At 59.7% G+C, this 19,100-nt stretch carries 16 protein-coding genes; 6 read left to right on the top strand and 10 right to left on the bottom strand.

The window, feature by feature from the left end:
• Positions 1-17: 17 nt before the first annotated feature.
• The 3 genes from ACRQ1B_RS13720 to ACRQ1B_RS13710 all read right to left on the bottom strand — a co-directional run bounded on the left by ACRQ1B_RS13720 (position 18) and on the right by ACRQ1B_RS13710 (position 3,873).
• Positions 18-1,439, bottom strand: a complete 1,422-nt coding sequence (locus ACRQ1B_RS13720) for an RtcB family protein (RefSeq protein ID WP_432294240.1) — start codon at positions 1,437-1,439, stop codon at positions 18-20.
• A gap of 351 nt (positions 1,440-1,790) precedes the next feature.
• A complete protein-coding gene (locus ACRQ1B_RS13715) occupies positions 1,791-2,117 on the bottom strand; it encodes a hypothetical protein (RefSeq protein ID WP_432294239.1) in 327 nt (108 codons plus the stop codon).
• 202 nt (positions 2,118-2,319) lie between these two features.
• Positions 2,320-3,873: a vWA domain-containing protein gene (locus tag ACRQ1B_RS13710; protein ID WP_432294238.1), complete on the bottom strand. Its 1,554-nt coding sequence runs from the start codon at positions 3,871-3,873 to the stop codon at positions 2,320-2,322.
• A 212-nt stretch (positions 3,874-4,085) separates the two neighbouring features.
• On the opposite strand from ACRQ1B_RS13710, the gene rtcR reads away from it, so the two are divergent.
• Positions 4,086-5,705, top strand: coding sequence for an RNA repair transcriptional activator RtcR (gene rtcR / locus ACRQ1B_RS13705; protein ID WP_432294237.1), 1,620 nt, complete (start codon positions 4,086-4,088; stop codon positions 5,703-5,705).
• A gap of 63 nt (positions 5,706-5,768) precedes the next feature.
• On the opposite strand, the gene ACRQ1B_RS13700 is transcribed toward rtcR, so the two are convergent.
• Together ACRQ1B_RS13700 and ACRQ1B_RS13695 are read right to left on the bottom strand one after the other, a co-directional pair.
• A complete protein-coding gene (locus tag ACRQ1B_RS13700) occupies positions 5,769-8,198 on the bottom strand; it encodes a glucose/quinate/shikimate family membrane-bound PQQ-dependent dehydrogenase (protein WP_432294236.1) in 2,430 nt (809 codons plus the stop codon).
• 344 nt (positions 8,199-8,542) lie between these two features.
• Positions 8,543-8,989: a MarR family winged helix-turn-helix transcriptional regulator gene (locus ACRQ1B_RS13695; protein ID WP_432294602.1), complete on the bottom strand. Its 447-nt coding sequence runs from the start codon at positions 8,987-8,989 to the stop codon at positions 8,543-8,545.
• A 56-nt stretch (positions 8,990-9,045) separates the two neighbouring features.
• Here ACRQ1B_RS13695 and ACRQ1B_RS13690 point away from each other — a divergent pair, with 56 nt between their 5' ends.
• Genes ACRQ1B_RS13690 through ACRQ1B_RS13675 form a run of 4 tightly spaced genes read left to right on the top strand, consistent with a single transcriptional unit; the run spans position 9,046 to position 11,688 of the window.
• Positions 9,046-9,801, top strand: coding sequence for a DUF899 domain-containing protein (locus ACRQ1B_RS13690; protein ID WP_432294235.1), 756 nt, complete (start codon positions 9,046-9,048; stop codon positions 9,799-9,801).
• A 41-nt stretch (positions 9,802-9,842) separates the two neighbouring features.
• Entirely contained in the window at positions 9,843-10,307 is a 465-nt protein-coding gene (locus tag ACRQ1B_RS13685; protein ID WP_432294600.1) for a DUF1579 domain-containing protein, read from the top strand.
• Between the two features lie 50 nt (positions 10,308-10,357).
• Positions 10,358-10,831, top strand: a complete 474-nt coding sequence (locus ACRQ1B_RS13680; protein WP_432294234.1) for a DUF1579 domain-containing protein — start codon at positions 10,358-10,360, stop codon at positions 10,829-10,831.
• A 44-nt stretch (positions 10,832-10,875) separates the two neighbouring features.
• The gene (locus ACRQ1B_RS13675) at positions 10,876-11,688 is read left to right on the top strand and encodes a VOC family protein (RefSeq protein ID WP_432294233.1); all 813 of its coding nucleotides are present in this window, start codon (positions 10,876-10,878) and stop codon (positions 11,686-11,688) included.
• 917 nt (positions 11,689-12,605) lie between these two features.
• Here ACRQ1B_RS13675 and ACRQ1B_RS13670 read toward each other — a convergent pair.
• The 4 genes from ACRQ1B_RS13670 to ACRQ1B_RS13655 all read right to left on the bottom strand — a co-directional run bounded on the left by ACRQ1B_RS13670 (position 12,606) and on the right by ACRQ1B_RS13655 (position 16,465).
• On the bottom strand, positions 12,606-12,989 hold the full coding sequence (locus ACRQ1B_RS13670) for a DUF779 domain-containing protein (RefSeq protein ID WP_432294232.1): 384 nt from the start codon (positions 12,987-12,989) through the stop codon (positions 12,606-12,608).
• A gap of 311 nt (positions 12,990-13,300) precedes the next feature.
• Positions 13,301-14,809 carry an aldehyde dehydrogenase gene (adh, locus tag ACRQ1B_RS13665; protein ID WP_432294231.1) on the bottom strand — a complete coding sequence of 503 codons (1,509 nt, stop codon included), beginning with the start codon at positions 14,807-14,809 and terminating at the stop codon, positions 13,301-13,303.
• Between the two features lie 189 nt (positions 14,810-14,998).
• Entirely contained in the window at positions 14,999-15,961 is a 963-nt protein-coding gene (locus tag ACRQ1B_RS13660; protein ID WP_432294230.1) for a helix-turn-helix domain-containing protein, read from the bottom strand.
• Between the two features lie 294 nt (positions 15,962-16,255).
• A complete protein-coding gene (locus tag ACRQ1B_RS13655) occupies positions 16,256-16,465 on the bottom strand; it encodes a hypothetical protein (RefSeq protein ID WP_432294228.1) in 210 nt (69 codons plus the stop codon).
• A gap of 234 nt (positions 16,466-16,699) precedes the next feature.
• On the opposite strand from ACRQ1B_RS13655, the gene ACRQ1B_RS13650 reads away from it, so the two are divergent.
• Entirely contained in the window at positions 16,700-17,452 is a 753-nt protein-coding gene (locus ACRQ1B_RS13650; protein ID WP_432294226.1) for a sulfite exporter TauE/SafE family protein, read from the top strand.
• Positions 17,453-17,472: 20 nt separating this feature from the next.
• On the opposite strand, the gene ACRQ1B_RS13645 is transcribed toward ACRQ1B_RS13650, so the two are convergent.
• Positions 17,473-19,062 (bottom strand): EAL domain-containing protein, encoded by a 1,590-nt coding sequence (locus tag ACRQ1B_RS13645; RefSeq protein WP_432294224.1) that lies wholly within the window; start codon positions 19,060-19,062, stop codon positions 17,473-17,475.
• Between the last annotated feature and the right edge of the window lie 38 nt (positions 19,063-19,100).

The following is a 19,100-nucleotide window of genomic DNA, read 5'->3' as shown; positions in this document are numbered from 1 at the left end:
GCCCCCTGCCTCATCATTCAACGGCGCTTCTTCTTGCGCCACGGTGCATCCTTCTGCCAGTCGCCAGCCATGATGCTTCCGAACGGGATCACCTCGTCGACCACTTCGGCGAGGCCGTAATGTTCGATCTGGGCCCGCACGTTCGCGGCCGACTTGTAGGCGCTCGGCAGTTCGGAAATATCCGCATTGCCGGAGAAGAAGCGCGCATCCAGCCCCACCGTTTCCTTCGCCATGATCTCGGCGATGTTGTTCGGGCTCAATCCACGCTGATCCGCACCATATTCCTCGCCAAGGCGACGGATATGAGCGCTGCGCGAAAAATTGCGGCCCGCGCCATGCGGCGAGAAGCCAAGGCCGTGTGCAGCGTTCGATCCACGCACGATCAGGATCGGTTCCGCCATGTTGAGCGGAATGATCGTCAGATCGGTCGCATCCTCCGCCCAGCCATCGAAGGCCGGCGTCGCACCCTTGCCGTGGTAGAAGAGACCATCCGACTTCCGGAACACGAAATTATGCTCGTTCCAGAACCGGTCCGACACTTTTGCCGATAGTTTTTCCGCGGCCATGTCGTGCAGGATATAATGGTTCTCCTTGGTCCACTGACGGATGATCTGGAGAGCCGACCAATAAAGATCGCCTTCCTCGGTATCCGCCGGAATCCAAGCATTGTCCCGATGGGTCTCGGGAGACAGTTGCTCGCGAAACTTGTTCGCAACCTTCATGCCACGCTCATAAAGCCGGGCACCCGGAGCACGCGAACCGTGATGGGTCACAAGCGCCGTTTCGCCGGTCGATTTCATCGTGCCGACATACGCGAAATGATTACCATCCCCCTGCGTTCCAAAATGCTCGATGCCGACATTCAGCGCCGCACCCGTAAGGTACGGGTTCTCATGGAAGGCAGCGAGTGTCGCTTCCGACGGCTTGATCCGCTGATCGGCTGCACGTCCGCCCGGACCAAAGTGGGTCACGGAATGGATGGCATCCAGCAACGCCTTAGGATCAACGCCCGGAAACACGGAGATCGCCATCGAGCAGCAGATATCGGCCGAATGCATGCCCGGATGGATCGCCTCGGAGGCGACGACACCACCGACCGGAATGGTACCGACCGGCCCCGCCGGGCAGGCATCAGGCATGATGGCGGCGGCACGTACAACCGGGGTACGCGCAAGCGCGCGCATCGTGGCATTCACCTTCTCGACATTGTCCTGCTCGAAGGCGTTTTCAGCACGGATGTTCGAATAGATCTCGATATCGCCTTCCAGTCGCAGCGGCACAGTTGGTGCCGGCTGGAAAGCGCGGGCTGCAGCCATGGCCACATCCATCGAACCACCTTCGCTCAGCACCTTGTTGGCGGCATCGAGCGCCGGGCGAAACCACTTGCCCTGCGGCATGCCTGCATCGATCAAATCCTGTCCGCTTACGATCTCAATCATCTTCTTTTCTGCGTTTGCAGTCCTTCTATTTCATTCGGTGTACGACTGCCGGGCGGCATATTCCGCCCGGCATTTTCTTCAAAAAACCAGCAGCGGCGACGAGGTTGGACGAAAGTCGGGTGGCCCCGCCCGTGCCAGAGAGCGCTGCCAGAGATGGGAGTCGAACCCATCAGACCACCCTATGGTGGCGGCTGTAATTTCGTCCGGCATTCGCCGCTGCATTTCGGTCGTGGCGACCAGTATTGAAGAAACTTCCGCGTCCACACCTTTCGGCACATCTGCGGTGCGGGCCTCGAACCCGCGACCCTTACGGGTTACCGATGTAGTTTCCCCGGCATTCGCCACGGTATTTCAGGTCATGGCGACGAGGTGTTTTGGAAACAATTTCCACCGCTCTATCCGCTGAGCTACCGGCCGATCATGTCGAACCGGGCGGGATTTGAACCCGCCACCTATGGATTGGATGTAGTTCCCAAGGCATTCGCCATGCATTTCCATTTCTGTCCTTCTCTGTGCGGCGACAAGGGTTTGCGAAACATGAGGCAGACGCATCCGCCCCAGCGTGACAGGCTGTAGTTTCGCAGGCATTCGCCGCTTCATTTCTTTCATTCCGGTCATGGCGACTAAAAAATCAGAAGAAACATTTTTCGGATAAAGCGATGTAGTTTCTTCCGGCATTCGCCAAGTCATTCAAGTCATTTCAAATTCGTCCGTGACGACGAAAGGTGGTGGAACGCCTGCTCTGACCGCTGAGCTACGGGACCATAAAGTGGAGAACCCGGCGGGATTCGAACCCGCGACCTGGAGATTAGGAGTCTGTAGTTCCATCCGGCATTCGTCACGGTGCCCTGCGCCTTTCACTTAAAGCGCAGGACGGTTTTTAGAGATCGATCGCCTCGATCCGACGCAGCCACTCGTCCGGGCCGGATTTTCCGGCCGCGAAGCTGGTGATCGCGCCATAAACGGCATCGGAGAAACCGCCGATGTTGAGCACATCCGCACCCTTTGCAGGGGTCTGGACATAGGGCTGGATATCGAGGCAGACCAGCTTTGCAGCCGGGTTAAGCCTCTGGATCCGCGTCCATTCGCGCATCATGCCGGTTGCCTGACCGCCGCCGCGCGCATCCATCCAGGACTGGTTGTCCGAGACGAAAACGACGAGATCGACCTTGGCCTTTTCATCGGCCAAGAGCTTCAGCGGAGCGGAACAATTGGTTCCGCCACCTCCGACCGCTGCCAGCTTCGCGGCATTGGTCATGACGCTGTCGCGACCGTTGAGCTGCACGCGCACCACGTGGTTTTCGAACGGCAGAACCCGCGTAAACCGGTTCCGTCGCAGGAAAGACGCGGCGACAAGTGCCGCGACATCGATGCATCGCACCGTCGAAGTCGCGCCTGGACGATAACCGGTCACGGGCGACCCCATGGAGCCGGAAACGTCCGGGCAGACCACGACATTGCCACCGAAGGTCGGCACGGTGGAGATTGCAGCCTCCATCGCATCCTGCAGCGCATCGGCAACGACCGGCGGGATCGTGTGACCCGTCATCTGCCAGGCGACCAGCAACTGATAGGGAAACACCCGGGCCTTCCGCACCGTTTCCGGGTCGGATAGCTTTGCCGCCAGCTTTTCAGCCACGCCCGGCACCTCGAACACGCCCTTCCGGGCAAATGTGTTGAGGTTCTGGCGCACCATCTGCCACGAGCCTTTCAGCGCGACTTCGGCCCATTGTTCCTTGGTCAGCTCCAGAGACGTCAGCATCTGGAACGGCACCGGCGGCAAGGCCAGCGTCGTATCCCGCTTGAACGCCTCAAAGGCCTTCACCTCGGCCGGCAATGCGGCCACATCATACGGCTTACCGATCGCCCAGGCGTAAAGCGCCGCGCGCGCCTCATCCTTCGGCTTCGGGTGCACCATGCGGATCACATCCGGCAGCGACGGGTCGTTACCGACCATGGCCTGCAGAAGCTGTTCCACCGTGCGGCTTTCCAGCCATGCCTGCACCATCTTTTTCGGACGTGTTCCGAGCGACTTGCGCCCGACCGTGCCGGACCGCATGACCTGGACGAAACCGCGCAGCATCTTGCCGCTCTTCACCACACGCGGGAAAGCGCGGGCAAAGGCATCGCTTTCCAGACCGGAAAGCATGGCCAGCAGCATGACCGGCATGTCCTTCATATGGCCCTTTTCGGCGGCATAGACCGCAAGCTTTGCCAGGAATTCCGGCTCGACCTCGGCTGCCAGCTTCACCACGCCCTCCAGCTGCTCGCCGGCACCGGCATAAAAGGTGTCGTTGAACGTGCCGGTCACGGCATATTGAGCCAGCGCCTCACGGGCGCTCAGCGCATAGGCAGGTGCGCCTTCGTGGTTGACGGTGTTCGTGCCGGGCAAAAGCTTGCCGAGATAGGATTTGAAGATTGCCTTGTTCACCATGGCAGCACCTCTTTGTTTCGGTTGTGCCAGATACATTTCAAGACGCGTGCCAGTTTGGTGCCGGCTCGAATGCCCGTTACGAAATTTTCTTTTATCTAATTGATTTTAAACAGGATAAAAAATCGCCATTCTCGGCGGTCTGGAAATTTGCCAAATCCGCTCGCTCCGCATATCCTATCTTTAGATATAGAGCTTATACTATTGGATAAACAATGAAACGCCGCGTCGCCATCAGCATCCTCGGAAGCAATCTCGATATCGGCAAACGTGAGGATCGCTGGAACCGCTGGCGACCCAATGTCGGCCTCACCCAGCAGCCCGGCCTGTTCTTCGATCGCGTCGAACTGATCCACGACACCAATTTCGACCGACTGGCACAAACGGTCGTCAGCGATATCGAAACCGTCTCGCCCGCCACCGAGGTGCGGCGAAACGTGATCGACTTTTCCGACCCCTGGGATTTCTCCGAGGTCTATACAAAGCTGCGCGATTTCGCCCGCGCCTATGATTTCGATCCGGATGCGGAAGATTATCTCGTCAACATCACCACCGGCACGCATGTGGCGCAGATCTGCTGGTTCCTGCTGACCGAAGCCCGCATCATCCCCGGGCGGCTGCTGCAGCTTTCGCCGCCGCGCGATCGTGAGCCGGGTCAGGATTATGCCGGCACCCACGCGATCATCGATCTCGACCTCTCCCGTTACGACGAGATCGCCACCCGTTTTGCCTCCGAGCGCGACGAGGCGACCTCTTTCCTCAAATCCGGCATCTCCACCCGCAACCCCGCCTTCAACCGCATGATCGACGAGATCGAACGCGTGGCGATGCGCTCCACCGCACCTGTCTTCCTGACCGGACCGACGGGTGCCGGAAAATCACAGCTGGCGAAACGGATTTACGAGCTGAAGAAGGCACAGAGAAAGGTGACTGGCCCCTTCGTGGAAGTGAACTGCGCCACGCTGCGTGGCGATCAGGCGATGTCCGCCCTGTTCGGCCATGTGAAAGGCGCCTTTACCGGCTCCTCGGGCGAACGCGCCGGCCTTCTGAAATCCGCCGACAAGGGCGTGCTGTTTCTCGACGAAATCGGCGAACTTGGCCTCGACGAACAGGCCATGTGCCTGCGCGCCATCGAGGAAAAACGTTTTCTGCCCGTCGGCGCCGACAGGGAGACTTCCGCCGATTTCCAGCTGATCGCCGGCACCAACCGCGACCTGCGTCAGGAAGTCCAAAAAGGCCGTTTTCGCGAGGACCTGTTTGCCCGCCTCAACCTGTGGACCTTTCAGCTGCCCGCACTGCGCGAACGCAAGGAGGATATCGAACCCAATCTCGATTTCGAGCTGAAGCGGTTTCTGGAACGCGAGGGCCAGAACGTCACCTTCAACAAGGAGGCGCGCGAACGTTACCTGTCTTTCGCGACCGGGCCGGACGCCGCATGGAGCGCCAATTTCCGCGACCTGTCCGCCTCGATCACCCGCATGGGAACATTGGCGCCGCAAGGCCGCATCACCGTCGACGTGGTCAGCGACGAGGTTCTACGGCTGAAAACCGCCTGGGGGCTCGACACGCCGAAACACGCCGACGACGAGCTTCTGCTCGACGTGATCGGTGCGGAACGCGCGGCCGCGCTCGACCTTTTCGAGGTGGCGCAGCTGGCATCGGTGCTGAAAACCTGTCGGGATCATGCGACGGCAAGCGCCGCCGGTCGCGCACTGTTTGCGCATTCGAGGCTGGAGAAAAAAAGCTCCAACGACGCCGATCGCCTGAGCAAATATCTCGCCCGGTTCGGACTGAAATTCGAGGATGTCCACAAGGCGGGAATAGCCGCGAGGTAATCCGCACACGAAAAATGCCCGGCTCATCACCGGGCATCTTTGTTTCATGGCGTCAGCCGAAACTTAGTTCGGAAGCGCATACGCGATCACGTAGTCGCCACGATCCGGCGACTGACGCGCACCACCGGCCGAGATGACCACATATTGCTTGCCGGTCTTCGGCGACTTGTAGGTCATCGGTGTGCCCTGGCTGCCAACCGGCATACGGGCCTTCCAGACTTCCTTGCCCGTCGCCGAGTCAAACGCGCGCAGGTAATAGTCCTGCGTGGCGGCGAAGAACACGAGACCGCCCTGGGTGGCAAGCGACCCGCCGATGGTCGGCATGCCGATCGGGATCGGAACCCCCATCTTGATGCCGAACGGACCGGTATCCTGCACCGTACCGAGCGGCACCTGCCACTTGATCTTCTGCGTCTTCATGTCGACGGCGGTCAGCGAACCGAAAGGCGGCTCCTGGCAGGGAATGCCGAGCGCCGACAGGAAACGGTTCTTGTTCACCGCATAAGGCGTGCCCTTCATCGGCACCACGCCCATACCGGTATTGACCGCCTCACCACCGTTGGAAACGGCATTGGTGGGTGCGGCTTCCGTCATCTGCACCCAGAGACCAAGGCGCATGTCGTTGACGAAAATGGTGTTTGTGGTCGGGTCGGTGGAGATACCGCCCCAGTTCAACCCACCGAGCGAGCCCGGAAAATTGAGGGCCAGATCGGTACCCGGCGCGGTGAACACGCCATCATAACGCATGCCCTTGAAGGCAATGCGGCACAGCAACTGGTCGAACGGCGTTGCACCCCACATGTCACTTTCGGTCAGCGTCTGGGCGCCGATCTGCGGCATGCCGACAGACATCGGCTGGGTCGGCGAGTATTTTTCGCTCGGGATGTTGGCGGGCTTGACCGGAACCTCATCCACCTGCGTCAGCGGCTTGCCGGTGGCGCGGTCGAGCACAAAGATCTGGCCGGCCTTGGTGCCGAACACCAGTGCCGCAACTGTCGTGCCATTCGCCTTCGGAAAATCGATGAAGGACGGCTGCATCGGCACGTCAAAGTCCTGCAGGTCGTTGTGAACGGTCTGGTAGACCCATTTTTCGCGACCGGTCGTGGCGTCGAGCGCCAGCATGGACGCACCATATTTGTGGTCGAGATCGCTGCGGGTCTTGCCGTAAAGATCGACCGACGGGCTGCCGACCGGCATGAACACGGTGTTGGACGCGGCGTCATAGGACATCGCGGCCCATACATTCGGCGTCGAGCGCGTATAGGTCTGGCCTTCCGGCGGCAGGCCGGTGATGTCAGGATTGCCCGGATCGAATGCCCAGCGCAACTGGCCGGTGATGACATCGAAACCGCGCATGACGCCGCCCGGCATGTCGACCTGAACGTTGTCGGCGATACGACCGCCAACGACGACCGTGGTGCCGGCAAGCGTTGGCGCAGACGTCAGCACATAGCTCGGATCCGGTGCATCACCAAGGCCGACCTTCAGGTCGACGCGGCCATTCACACCGAAATCCGGGCAAAATGCGCCGGTATCGGCATCGAGCGCGATCAACTCGGCCGTGATGGTGTTCATCAGAATACGACGCTGGCAAAGCGCACCTTCGGCAACGATTGCCGGTGTGACCGGGGTCGATCCGTCGGCTGTCGGCTGGACGAGCGGCTGCGTGGCATCGAAATAGGCAAGACCACGGCAACGCATCCATACCGAGGACTTGGCGTTGATCTCGTTTTTCCAGATTTCCTTGCCGGTATCGGCATCAATGGCGATGACATTGTTGTGCGGCGTGCACAGGAACACCCGGTCACCCACCTGAAGCGGGGTCAGCTGGTCTTCGGCACCATTGCCGCCGGGGCTGATCGGCGTGTCGCCGGTATTGTAGGTCCAGGCGACCTGAAGATTGGCGACATTGTCGCGGGTGATCTGGTCGAGTGCAGCAAAACGCGAACCGCCGGACGTGTTGCCATAGGCTTCCCAGTTCTTCTGCTCCTTGGCCGGATCGACCGGCGTCAGGGCAGCAGGCGTACCGGTAAAGGCGACGGTCGGATGCGGCACCATCATGCCTGCAAAACCGGCGACAGAAGCAACAGCGAGGATTGCCGCGAGGGCAAACGACGGCAGATAGAGAGGTGTCTTGCCGGCAGCCTTGCGCAGAAGGGGATACGTGAGCGCGATCACGGTTGCGCCGACGCCGAAGGCGAGCAGGCGCGAGATCAGCGGCCAGAAATCAAGCCCGGCATCCCAGATCGCCCAGATGAGTGTGGCGATGGTAACGAGGCCGAACAGTAGCGCGCCGGACGGCTTGCGCAGAATGGTCAGCACGCCGGAGAGAATGATGGCGAGGCCCGCCAGCAAAAAATACCAGCTGCCGCCGAGTGAAACGAGCTTGCCGCCGCCAACGGCGAAAAACAGGCCCGCGAGAACGAGAACGGCACCGAGCACGACCAGCCAAAGCTTGGCGATCGCGGACAGGGCGCCCTGAGAGGCTTTCATTTTATCTCTAGCTCCAGTTTCGAATAGGACAGAGTCTACAAACGAAGGCCTCGGCGGCATCAGGAGCGGGAAACAGGATCAATTGCGCTAACCGTGCTGCTGTCGAAGGAGCGCCGGCGGCTTGCCAGCTCACTGAGCGAGCGGCGGGTCGGGAGCGTCCTTGCGAGGACTTCGTGGACGCCAGTTGCGCCCTCCCCTGCGCAAATAACGGCGAGCCGATTGAAGCCCGCGCATGCGGTATAATGCCGCCTGCGACAAAATTGCAAGAGAATGTATGTACTATTTCGTACACAAATTGTTCACAGTTTTTGCACTGCAGCGAAGATGCCGCCATTTCAATGTTTTCAGCGGATTGGCAGAAGCGTTTGACGGATCGTGTCGGCGCCACCCTCACCCAGTTCAACATCGATTTCGCCGTGAACCCTCACCCAGATCGGCAGGGCTGCCGTCAGCATCGCCATGCCGTCATCGGTCAGCGTCAGCAGTTTTCCGCGCCGATCCTTCGGGTCGACCGCGCTTTTGACCAACCCTCTTCGCTCGAGGATTTTCAGCGCCGCCGTCAGCGTCGTGCGGTCCATGGCCAGCACATCGCAGACGGATTTCATCGTCGCAGGCACCGGACGGTTGAGCGACATCATCAGTGAAAACTGCCCATTGTTGAGCCCGATCGGCTTCATCGCCACGTCGAAACGACGCGCCAGCGCACGCGCCGCGCGCTGCACATGCAGACACAGGCATGTGTCGCGCACATGCAAGGTTGTGGAGAATGGAATCGACTCAATGTTTGACAGCATGAGATAATCATGTTGATATCAACTTATTCTGTCAAGGTTGAGGAGGCTTGAACATGGATGTCAGCATTTCTCCGAAGAATGCCGTTGTCGATCCCGACGAATGGCGCGATGCCCGACTGAAACTGCTGGAACTGGAGAAGGAAGAAACGCGCCTGCGCGACAAGGTAAGGGCCGCACGTCAGGCGCTGCCATGGGTGAAGGTGGACAAGAATTACACGTTCGACACCCAGACCGGCCGGAAAACTTTGCACGAACTATTCGAAGGCCGCAGCCAGCTTCTCGTCTATCATTTCATGCTCGGCCCGGATTGGGATGAGGGCTGCATCGGCTGCTCCTTTTTCTGCGACCATATCGAAGGCGCGTTGCCGCATCTCAACAATCACGACGTCACCTGGGTCGCCGTCTCACGCGCCCCGCTGTCCAAGATCGAGGCCTATCGCCATCGCATGGGCTGGAATTTTCCCTGGGTGTCGTCCTTCGGAAGCGAATTCAACTACGATTACGATGTGTCGTTTTCGGCAGAAGATCAGGCCTCCGGCAGCGTCGAATACAATTATCGCAAGGTGCCGACCGACCAGATCGCCGACGAGGAACACGGCATGTCCTCTTTCTACCGCGACCCCGCGACCGGCGAAATCTTTCACACCTACTCCACCTATGGCCGTGGCGGCGAGGAAGTCTGCGGCACGCTGATGCTGCTCGATCGCGCGCCGCGGGGACGCAACGAGACCTCGACCATGAGTTTTCTCAAGCGCCATGACGAATACGAACAGAAGGCCGACAAGGCGGGTTCATCCTGCTGCCATTGAGACCGTCTGAAACAAAACGACAAAGGGAGGAAGACATGTCGATGACAATGGCGAAACCGCGTGTTGAACACGCCTTTCTCGACAAAATGCTCGGTACCTGGGATGTCACCTCGGAGATGAGCGCCGGAACACCATGGGTCGAAACCGTCCGCTCGCTCGCCGGCATCTGGGTGATTGCCGAAGGCAAGGGCGACATGCCGGGCGGCGAAGGCCCGGCCACCACTGTTCTCACCCTTGGGTATGATGCGGCCAAGGGCAGATATGTCGGCACATGGCTCGGCTCCATGATGGACAATCTCTGGGTTTATGAAGGCGATGCCGAACCGGACGGCAGAACCCTTAGTCTCTACACGACCGGCCCGTCGATGACCGGTGAAGGTTTGGCCGATTACCGTGAGCAGATCACCTTTCTGACCGAGGATCACCGCACCTTCACGTCCAGCGCCAAACAGCCCGACGGCAGCTGGAAATATTTCATGGAAGCCCATTACCATCGCAAGGCTTGAGCGCCGACAGCCACACCGCCCACCTGCTCGAACCCGAAAAGGAGAGAACGATGAGCGAAGTCGAACTCTATAAACCGCAGACCGAACATTTTGCGCTGGAGCGCATGGTCGGCACCTGGGATGTCAAATCCTCGGTCACCGGCCCCGATGCGAATTGGACCGAAAAATGCCGTTCGCTGGACGGCATGTGGTACGTCGCCGAGGGCGAAGGCGATGTGCCCGGCGGCACCGCCAGGACGGTGCTGACCGTCGGTTACGATCCGGACAAGCGCAAATATGTCGGCACATGGATCGGCTCGATGGTAAGCATGTTATGGGTTTACGAAGGCGAGTTTTCCGGCGATGGCAACACACTCAGCCTCCATACGACCGGCCCGGATTGCGAGATTGAGGGCCGAATAGCCGAATACCGGGAACAGATCATCTTTCAGGATAACGACCACCGGTTTTTCACCTCGGCGACAAAACAGCCGGACGGCAGCTGGAAGACTTTTCAGGACCTGGAATACACACGCAAACGCTGAGCTTGAACCAGGGTTGACCCGCAGACGGACGGGAGGAGAAACACATGCTGCAGACCGCTTCGAACACGAAATCCGAAACGCACGGCAAATTCATCTGGTGCGAGCTGATGACCTCGGACACCAGCACCGCCGGCGATTTCTATTCCTCCGTAGTCGGCTGGAAGATCAATGAAATGTCCGTGCCGGATATGCCCTCCTATTACCTCTTCGAAATGGGAGAAGGCGAAAACTGCCCCGGTATTGGCGGGATGATGACCTTTCCGCCGGAACTGGAAGGCCAAATCCCGCCGAACTGGACGGGTTACGTCGCCGTCGATGATGTCGATCAGACCTGCCGCGATTACATCGGCCATGGCGGCAGCGTGCAGCGCGAGCCGGACGACATTCCGGGCATTGGCCGGTTTGCCGTGGTCGCCGATCCGCACGGCGCAGTGCTCTGCATCATGACGCCGATCCCGCCGGAAAACCCACCGCGGGAGCTCGGGCCATACGATCCCGGCAATGTCGGCTGGCGCGAGCTTTATGCCGGTAATGGCGAAGAGGCCTTCGCGTTCTATTCGAAAATTTTTGGCTGGACCAAGGATCACGACGTGGACATGGGACCGATGGGCACCTACCGCATCTTTGCTCACAATAACGACATGACCGGCGGCATGATGACGAAGCCGGAAGGCGTGCCGATGCCCTGCTGGTGTTATTATTTCATCGTTGATGCCATCGATTCCGCGATCGAGCGTATCACCGCGGGCGGCGGGCAGATCGTCAACGGCCCGGTGGAAGTGCCCGGCGGCAGCTGGATCGTGCAGGCGCTTGATCCGCAGGGCGCGTTTTTCTGCCTGACGGCCGGCAAACGCTAAAAGGCGGGCATCGTTCTTTCGGGTTGGAATGCGTCGTTGTTGTGAGACCGTTCTCAAAGACCCGAAGCGTTTGCAGGGGTATATCGCCGTCATCCCGGCCTTGTGCCGGGATCCAGCAGCGCCGCGTCTGCGGCGCGATAGATTCGCTAACGGTCACCTCGAAGGAAGAGTTCTCTCACCGCGCAGACGCGCGGTGGCTGGATCCCGGCTCAAGGCCGGGATGACGTAGAGGAGAGAGGATGCCACCTCCGCCATTACACAACAAAAACGGCACTCAATGTCGCAAACAGAATATTTTCTCCTCGAGCCGACACCCTTCGGTCCAACAAAATCAAGATCTTGTATCTAATTTCATCCCCACATTTCGGGGTCGTGCGACACTCAACGCGTTCTGTTTCGGCTACACCGGTCCGCATTGCCGGCGAGATAGAGCCGGTGATCGCATGGGACGCCCTGATGCAGGTGATCCATGCGGGGCTGCGCAGAAAATGGTCTTCCTCTCGCCTGAAAGATGGCGGGGCGTGCGTGTGTCGCACACAAACCGGCTCGATCTAATAACCAATAACAGCGAGCCGCCGCAGAAGGACCGGAGTTGCGCGGAAAAACCACCGAACGGGGCACGTCGTGCGCCATTATAAAATTAAATTAGGAGGCACAGGGCGTGCCCCGGCCGCATAACCCGCAACGACAGCGGGCGTTTTTTGAAAATCGAAGATCGCCAAGGGCGGATTCTGTCCTGTTTCCAGAGCATGGGAACGCGCCGCTCTTGAAGCAACAAACGCCGGGGACGACCGGCAACGGGCACAGACGGGACCATACACACCGCCCCGCTGAAGCCGCATGCCGATCAACCGCTGCCTTTCCCGTTGCGGTCGTCCCGCGCCGGGGCCGGGAGGCGCCCCGGATGGTTTTATCAATCAGGTCCGCGCAGCCGGCACCGCGCAGGCCTCGCCGCCGCCGAACATGCGCGAGCGGGTGAGGAAGCGTTTTTCACGGCCATTGTCGAGCGAGAACATGCCGCCCCTGCCCGGCACGACATCGATGATCAGTTGCGTGTGTTTCCACGCCTCGAACTGGCTGGCGCTGATGAAGACCGGCACGCCGCCGATCTCGCCCAGTTTCACGTCATGATCGCCGACAATGAAATCATCGGCCGGATAACACATCGGCGAAGACCCGTCGCAACAGCCACCCGACTGGTGAAACAGGATGCTTGGGTAATCCGCCTGTATTTCGGTGATGAGGGCAAGTGCCGCATCGGTAGCGGTCACGCGCGGTTCGCCGTTGATGGTGGTTTCCATGAAAATCCTTTCAGGAGGATGGGGCGGCTGGGCCGTTGCGGATTCTGTTGCCCCTCATCCGGCGCGCTTTCGCTCCGCCACTTTCTCCCCGTCAAAACGGCAAGAAGACATATGCCGCGCCATCGCAGGTCTCTCCGAAGGTGCGTTCTGCAGGAACAGATCGCCGACGTCGACGATCGAGCCCGGAATTCGTCCCGCCGTGGCGAAAATGGTGGCTTCGAGAACCGGAGCGCAACGGACTAAATGTCCATGAGCACCGGAAGCGCAGAAGACGCCATTTGCAGCCCGGCGAGGCGAATTCAGGCCGATCGTCAGAAGAAGCCGAGCTTTTTCGGGCTATAGCTCACCAGCATGTTCTTGGTCTGCTGGTAGTGGTCCAGCATCATCTTGTGGGTCTCGCGACCGATGCCGGACTGCTTGTAGCCGCCAAACGCCGCATGCGCCGGATAGGCGTGGTAGCAATTGGTCCACACACGCCCTGCCTGGATTTCCCGGCCGAAACGATAGGCGCGGTTGCCATCACGTGTCCACACACCGGCCCCGAGGCCGTACAGCGTGTCGTTGGCAATCGACAGCGCTTCCGCATCGTCCTTGAACTTCGCAACCGAAACGACCGGCCCAAAGATCTCTTCCTGGAAAACGCGCATCTTGTTATGGCCGGCAAACACGGTCGGCTTGATGTAATAACCGTTGGAAAGCTCGCCGCCGAGATCGTTGCGCGAACCACCGGTCAGCACTTCCGCACCTTCCTGTTTGCCGATGTCGAGATAGGCGAGGATCTTTTCCATCTGTTCGGTGGATGCCTGAGCACCGATCATCGTGGCGGCATCGAGCGGGTTGCCCTGCACGATGGCTTCGACACGTTTGACGGCCCGCTCCATGAAGCGGTCATAGATGCTTTCATGCACCAGCGCGCGGCTGGGGCATGTGCATACCTCGCCCTGGTTGAGAGCGAACATCGCAAAACCTTCGAGTGCCTTGTCGAAAAAATCGTCGTCTTCATTGGCCACATCGGCAAAGAAGATGTTCGGCGACTTGCCGCCGAGCTCCAGCGTGACGGGAATGAGGTTCTGGCTGGCATATTGCATGATCAGCCGGCCTGTCGTCGTTTCGCCGGTAAAGGCGATCTTTGCGATGCGCGGGCTGGACGCCAGCGGTTTGCCGGCCTCGAGGCCAAAACCGTTGACGATGTTCAAGACACCCGGCGGCAAAAGATCGCCGATGATTTCCGCCCAGACCAGCAGCGAGGCGGGCGTCTGTTCGGCCGGCTTGATGACGACGCAATTGCCGGCGGCAAGCGCCGGCGCCAGTTTCCAGGCGGCCATCAGGATCGGAAAATTCCACGGAATGATCTGGCCGACGACACCAAGAGGTTCATGGAAATGATAGGCGACGGTATCGTTGTCGATTTCGCCGATCGAGCCTTCCTGCGCGCGGATGCAGGAGGCGAAATAGCGAAAATGGTCGATCGCCAAGGGAATATCGGCCGCCATGGTTTCGCGGATCGGCTTGCCGTTGTCCCAGGTTTCCGCCTGCGCAAGGACCTCGAGCTTGTCCTCCATCCGCTGTGCGATTTTCATGAGAATGTTGGAACGTTCGGCAGGCGCGGTACGGCCCCATTTGTCCTTGGCGGCATGGGCAGCGTCGAGCGCGGCATTGATATCTTTTTCGTCGGAGCGCGGGATTTCGCAGACCTTGGCCCCGGTGACGGGGGTGATGTTGTCGAAATATTTGCCGCCGATCGGTTCTTTCCACTCGCCACCGATATAGTTGCCGTATTTGAGCTTGAACGGAGACTCGACGATTTTCTGATGCAGCATGGAATTATCCTCCCTGATATCCAGCTTCACAATCGCGACCGGCCATGGAAGACCGCGCTTGGAAGGAAATCTGTGCTTCGTCATGCCTGACGAAAAGCAAGGGGACGCGATATGGCGGCGCACAGTGTCGCAAGGCTGCGACAGTCGCCCCGCACAAACCATGCCGCAGCGCGGCAATCGAGGATCAGATCAATGCAGTCCGAAACGCTTCATCTTGCGGTGAAGGGTGGCGCGGCTCATACCAAGCGCAATGGCCGCCTGCGAAACATTGCCGTTGGCACGAGAAAGCGCGCGCGTGAGAGCGGCACGCTCTGCCTCCACCAGATCGCGTACGCCATCGCCAGCGCCTTCGTCGAGTGCATCCGCAGCCGGGATACCGGCGGCGATGCGGACATCATCGAGTTTCAGCGCCAGCCGAGCCGCGCGCGTGGCGCCGATCACCATGTCGTTGCGATCGACCGCAATCAGCGCTGCCGCGTTGTGCGCCGCCTGCGGCACCATCAGAAAACGCGCGCCGGGAAAAGCGGAGCGGAAGAGGTTGAGTTCAATGCGCAAAGCCGCATCCCGCACCGTCTGGGAAATGATCGACAGCACTGTTTCGCTGACGTCCTCGCGGCAGGTGGAGATGTCAAGCGCAGCGGCCAGTTCGCCGCGATGATCGCGGATCGGCGCCGTGGTGCAACTCAGCCGGATATTGGACGAAAAGAAATGCTGGTCGCGAAAGATCGAGACCGCACGTTCATCGGCCAGAGCCGTGCCGATGCCATTTGTGCCGATGCTGGCCTCGGTCCAGACGGAAGAGGTCCACAGTCCCAGATCGTGAAAGGCCTTGTCATCGCCGACGGCACCGCGTCGCTCAAGAGCGACACCGTTTCTGTCCGTCAGGAGCAGGCAGCAACCTGAACGGCCGACCGTGGAAAACAGCCGGTCAAGCTCGTCGCTCGCTTCGGCGATCAGGCGCCCGGATGCTTCCCGGGCCTGCCGGAACTGCGCTTCCGTGAGGCGCATCGGCCGACGATCATCTTCCGGCGCCAGATGATGCATGACCATGCAACGTCGCCAGGAAGCGACAACGGGAGAACTCGCCGCCGCCGCATTGCCGGTTGCGCTTGAATAGACATGATCAGCATGCGCCGTCGGCTGTAAAGTCATTGGCGCACCGTGCCCTGCTTGAAACCGTGCATCGGGCTCCTCCTCCACGAAACACGCGGGTATTTTTCGCAAATTAGCAAGTGACGCGACTGCCATCAAGTGGCGCGCCCGGCATCTGTGGAAGACCCTGCAAAAAGAAATGGCCCGCCAAAGGCGGGCCGAAAGAAATGTGCTGAAGTGAAAACCCCGTAAATTCGGTCAGGGCACCGGAGCCTTCGTTGACTGATGTTATTGGCCGACCGAAGTGCTTGAAAATAGGAACGGTCACAAAGCATATTGGTTCCGCGAACCGTTTTAGAACTGTAACTCCGCTCCCGATTGGGTTAACGCACCGTGACGCCCCGGCATCAGATGCGCAAGGTCGGACGCCAGTTCCGCTTCCGTCGGATCGCCGGTTTGCCACAAGCGCACCAGCTCCTGCGCGGCAGCGATCGCCAGCGGGTCATCCAGCCGCACCTGGTTCTGTTCACAGAATTGATCGAGCACTCGACGTAACACGAGCATTTGCCTCTCCATCGGGCATGACAATTTTCAGCAAGCGATATTTGGGAGACGAAACGGACGGGAATAAGGTTTCAGGCCGTTTGCAACTTCAACATCGGATCACAATAATGCTAGCGCCATGTGAGATGATTGGGACGGCACGGTTTGCCCACACAGGCATGCTTCGATCCTCTTCAAACTGTTGGACGGCGCATCGGGATTGAGCCCTGAGCCGCCAGCATGACATAAGTGGGCATGAACGACCTGACCCTTCCCTTTTTTGCCGCCTTCATCGGCACATTCCTGATCGCCGGCCTGGTCAAGGGCGTCACCGGCATGGGCCTCCCGACTGTCGCCATGGGCCTGCTCGGCGCGCTGATTTCGCCGGTTGCGGCAGCGGCACTCCTTCTGATCCCGTCCTTCGTCACCAATGTCTGGCAACTGCTGTCCGGCCCAAGCCTGCTTTCGGTTGCAGGCCGTCTCTGGCCGATGATGATCACGATCGTCATCGGCACGCTATCAAGTGCATCGCTGATCACCGCCGGTGCGGAATGGACGGCAAGCGCGCTTGGCTGCGTGCTGATCGCTTATGCCCTCTTCACACTGTTTGGCCGGCAGTTGTCGGTGCCATACACCGCGGAGCGCTGGGTTTCACCCCTCGTCGGCCTTCTGACAGGCCTTATTACCGGCGCCACCGGTGTTTTTGTCGTTCCTGCGGTCCCCTATATCCAGGCGCTGGGTTTTTCGCGAGACGATCTGGTACAGGCGCTCGGCCTGTCCTTCACCGTGTCGACGATAGCGCTGTTCCTCGGGCTTGCCGTTTATGGCGGCATCGATATGGGCAATCTGGCACTGTCCACCATGGCAATCGCACCGGCGCTGGCCGGCATGTGGGCGGGGCAGGCCTTGCGCAGACGCATCAGCGCGGCCGCCTTTCGGCGCGGCTTTCTCATCTGTCTGGTGTTACTGGGATGCGAACTGGTTCTAAGGCCGCTTTGGCAGACATAAACAGCCAGGCACGCCGAGGCTTAAACTTTTGCCCGGCTCAACATGACGACACCACTATCAAGCCGCTGTAGGCTGGTTTCGACATATTCGATAAAATCTTCCGCCGGCATGGGCTTGGAATAGAACCAGCCCTGGCAGAATTCGACGCCATGCGCGAGCAGATACTCCGCCTGTTCGCGTGTCTCCACGCCTTCGGCGATGATGGCGAGATTCAATCCCTTGGCCATCTCGATAATGTGGTCGATGACCGCGCTCGTTGCGGTCTGCCGGTTGATCGTATCGACAAAGGACTTGTCGATCTTCAGCGCGTCGAGCGGCAGGCTCTGCAGATATTGCAGGCTGGAGTAACCGGTGCCGAAATCATCGATGGCCACGGCATAACCGCGGGTGCGCGCTTCGGCGATCGTTCGGCGCGCCTCATCGATATCCATCAGGCCTCGTTCGGTCGCTTCGAGCCAGATCTGGCCATTGGCAATGCCGCTATTGCCGAGACGCTGACCGACGGTTTCGAGCACGCGACCCGTCTTGAAATCGTCGGCGCAAAAATTGATGGAGACGTGCATCGACCGATGCTGGCTGAAAAGTCGACCGAGATCGGCCCCTATGGCATCGATAACCTGATCGGTAATCGGCTGGATGAGACCACTCTGCTCCGCCAGCGGAATGAAAAGATCGGGCCTGACAAGGCTGCCGCCCGGACGCTGCCATCGGACAAGCGCTTCGGCGCCAACGCAGACCCCTGTGGAGAGTTCGATGATCGGCTGGTAGTGCACGATGAATTCGCGCTTTCGCACGGCGATCGCCAGTTCGCCCAATGGCGAAAGCCGCTTGCGCGACATGCGAACCACCAGGCCGATAATGACAGCAGTCGCGAAAGTGCCGAAGGCAACGAAAAGCCAATGTTCCTTTGTGAACAGTCCGAAAAGTCCGTCCGTGGAACTGACCGCCGCCGCCGTCCAGCCGGACTTGCTCTGAACAGCATAGATTGTGTCGCCAAGCGTGCCCTTGGTTGCCGTGCGCCCCAGCTTTTCGGTAAAATCGGTATCGGGCGCATTCAGCGTCGCTGTAATCACGCCATTCGGTGCCGTAATGACCACGGACGCGCTTTGATCTGCCAGCGCCTCGACAAGCCGACCGGGATCGACGAGTGCGTTGTAAGGCCCAACCTGCACGACACTCATGGGATTGGCCCTGGTCACCATCGGCACGACATCAACCCATGCCTTGATATCCTGCCCGATGACAAAATCCGGCTTCTGCTCCTCGATCAGACGGCTTTCAGTTCCCCAGGACGTACATTTGAGGATACCGTCCTCGATATAGCCGATCTCTTCGACCGTGCGCGCATTGATGACGAGCCGGCGCATTTCGCCGATATGCGCATCGGTGCAGGAGATGAACCGTCGTCCGCCCAATGTTTTCAAGGTGGCAGCAGCATCGGTGAAGGATCGTTCGGCGCGGGTCGCCGCCTGAGCGGCAATACTCATCAACCTGTCCTCTTCCACTCTCAGCGAAAGGGACCAGGCACCATAGATGGTAAGACACAACGGGAGCAGCGCGCCGAGAAAGGCCAGGATCGTGGCTTCCAGAATGACACGCGATCGTTTCAACGCCGCCGAGCTCCACTGCGGATGAGCCACGGAACCTA

The organism is Endobacterium panacihumi (genome assembly GCF_050847465.1).
In the GTDB taxonomy this organism is placed as follows: domain Bacteria; phylum Pseudomonadota; class Alphaproteobacteria; order Rhizobiales; family Rhizobiaceae; genus Neorhizobium; species Neorhizobium panacihumi.
Note: the sequence above shows the minus strand (reverse complement) of the source record. Positions and strands in the feature narration are given on the sequence as shown.

Bases quoted from the DNA above. Each gene is read 5' to 3' on its own strand.
- ACRQ1B_RS13690 (WP_432294235.1), top strand. From the start codon at position 9,046: ATGGATGTCAGCATTTCTCCGAAGAATGCCGTTGTCGATCCCGACGAA.
- ACRQ1B_RS13670 (WP_432294232.1), bottom strand. From the start codon at position 12,989: ATGGAAACCACCATCAACGGCGAACCGCGCGTGACCGCTACCGATGCG.
- adh (WP_432294231.1), bottom strand. From the start codon at position 14,809: ATGCTGCATCAGAAAATCGTCGAGTCTCCGTTCAAGCTCAAATACGGC.
- ACRQ1B_RS13675 (WP_432294233.1), top strand. From the start codon at position 10,876: ATGCTGCAGACCGCTTCGAACACGAAATCCGAAACGCACGGCAAATTC.
- ACRQ1B_RS13715 (WP_432294239.1), bottom strand. From the start codon at position 2,117: ATGCCGGAAGAAACTACATCGCTTTATCCGAAAAATGTTTCTTCTGAT.
- ACRQ1B_RS13680 (WP_432294234.1), top strand. From the start codon at position 10,358: ATGAGCGAAGTCGAACTCTATAAACCGCAGACCGAACATTTTGCGCTG.
- ACRQ1B_RS13720 (WP_432294240.1), bottom strand. From the start codon at position 1,439: ATGATTGAGATCGTAAGCGGACAGGATTTGATCGATGCAGGCATGCCG.
- rtcR (WP_432294237.1), top strand. From the start codon at position 4,086: ATGAAACGCCGCGTCGCCATCAGCATCCTCGGAAGCAATCTCGATATC.
- ACRQ1B_RS13685 (WP_432294600.1), top strand. From the start codon at position 9,843: ATGACAATGGCGAAACCGCGTGTTGAACACGCCTTTCTCGACAAAATG.
- ACRQ1B_RS13660 (WP_432294230.1), bottom strand. From the start codon at position 15,961: ATGACTTTACAGCCGACGGCGCATGCTGATCATGTCTATTCAAGCGCA.
- ACRQ1B_RS13710 (WP_432294238.1), bottom strand. From the start codon at position 3,873: ATGGTGAACAAGGCAATCTTCAAATCCTATCTCGGCAAGCTTTTGCCC.
- ACRQ1B_RS13650 (WP_432294226.1), top strand. From the start codon at position 16,700: ATGAACGACCTGACCCTTCCCTTTTTTGCCGCCTTCATCGGCACATTC.
- ACRQ1B_RS13655 (WP_432294228.1), bottom strand. From the start codon at position 16,465: ATGCTCGTGTTACGTCGAGTGCTCGATCAATTCTGTGAACAGAACCAG.
- ACRQ1B_RS13700 (WP_432294236.1), bottom strand. From the start codon at position 8,198: ATGAAAGCCTCTCAGGGCGCCCTGTCCGCGATCGCCAAGCTTTGGCTG.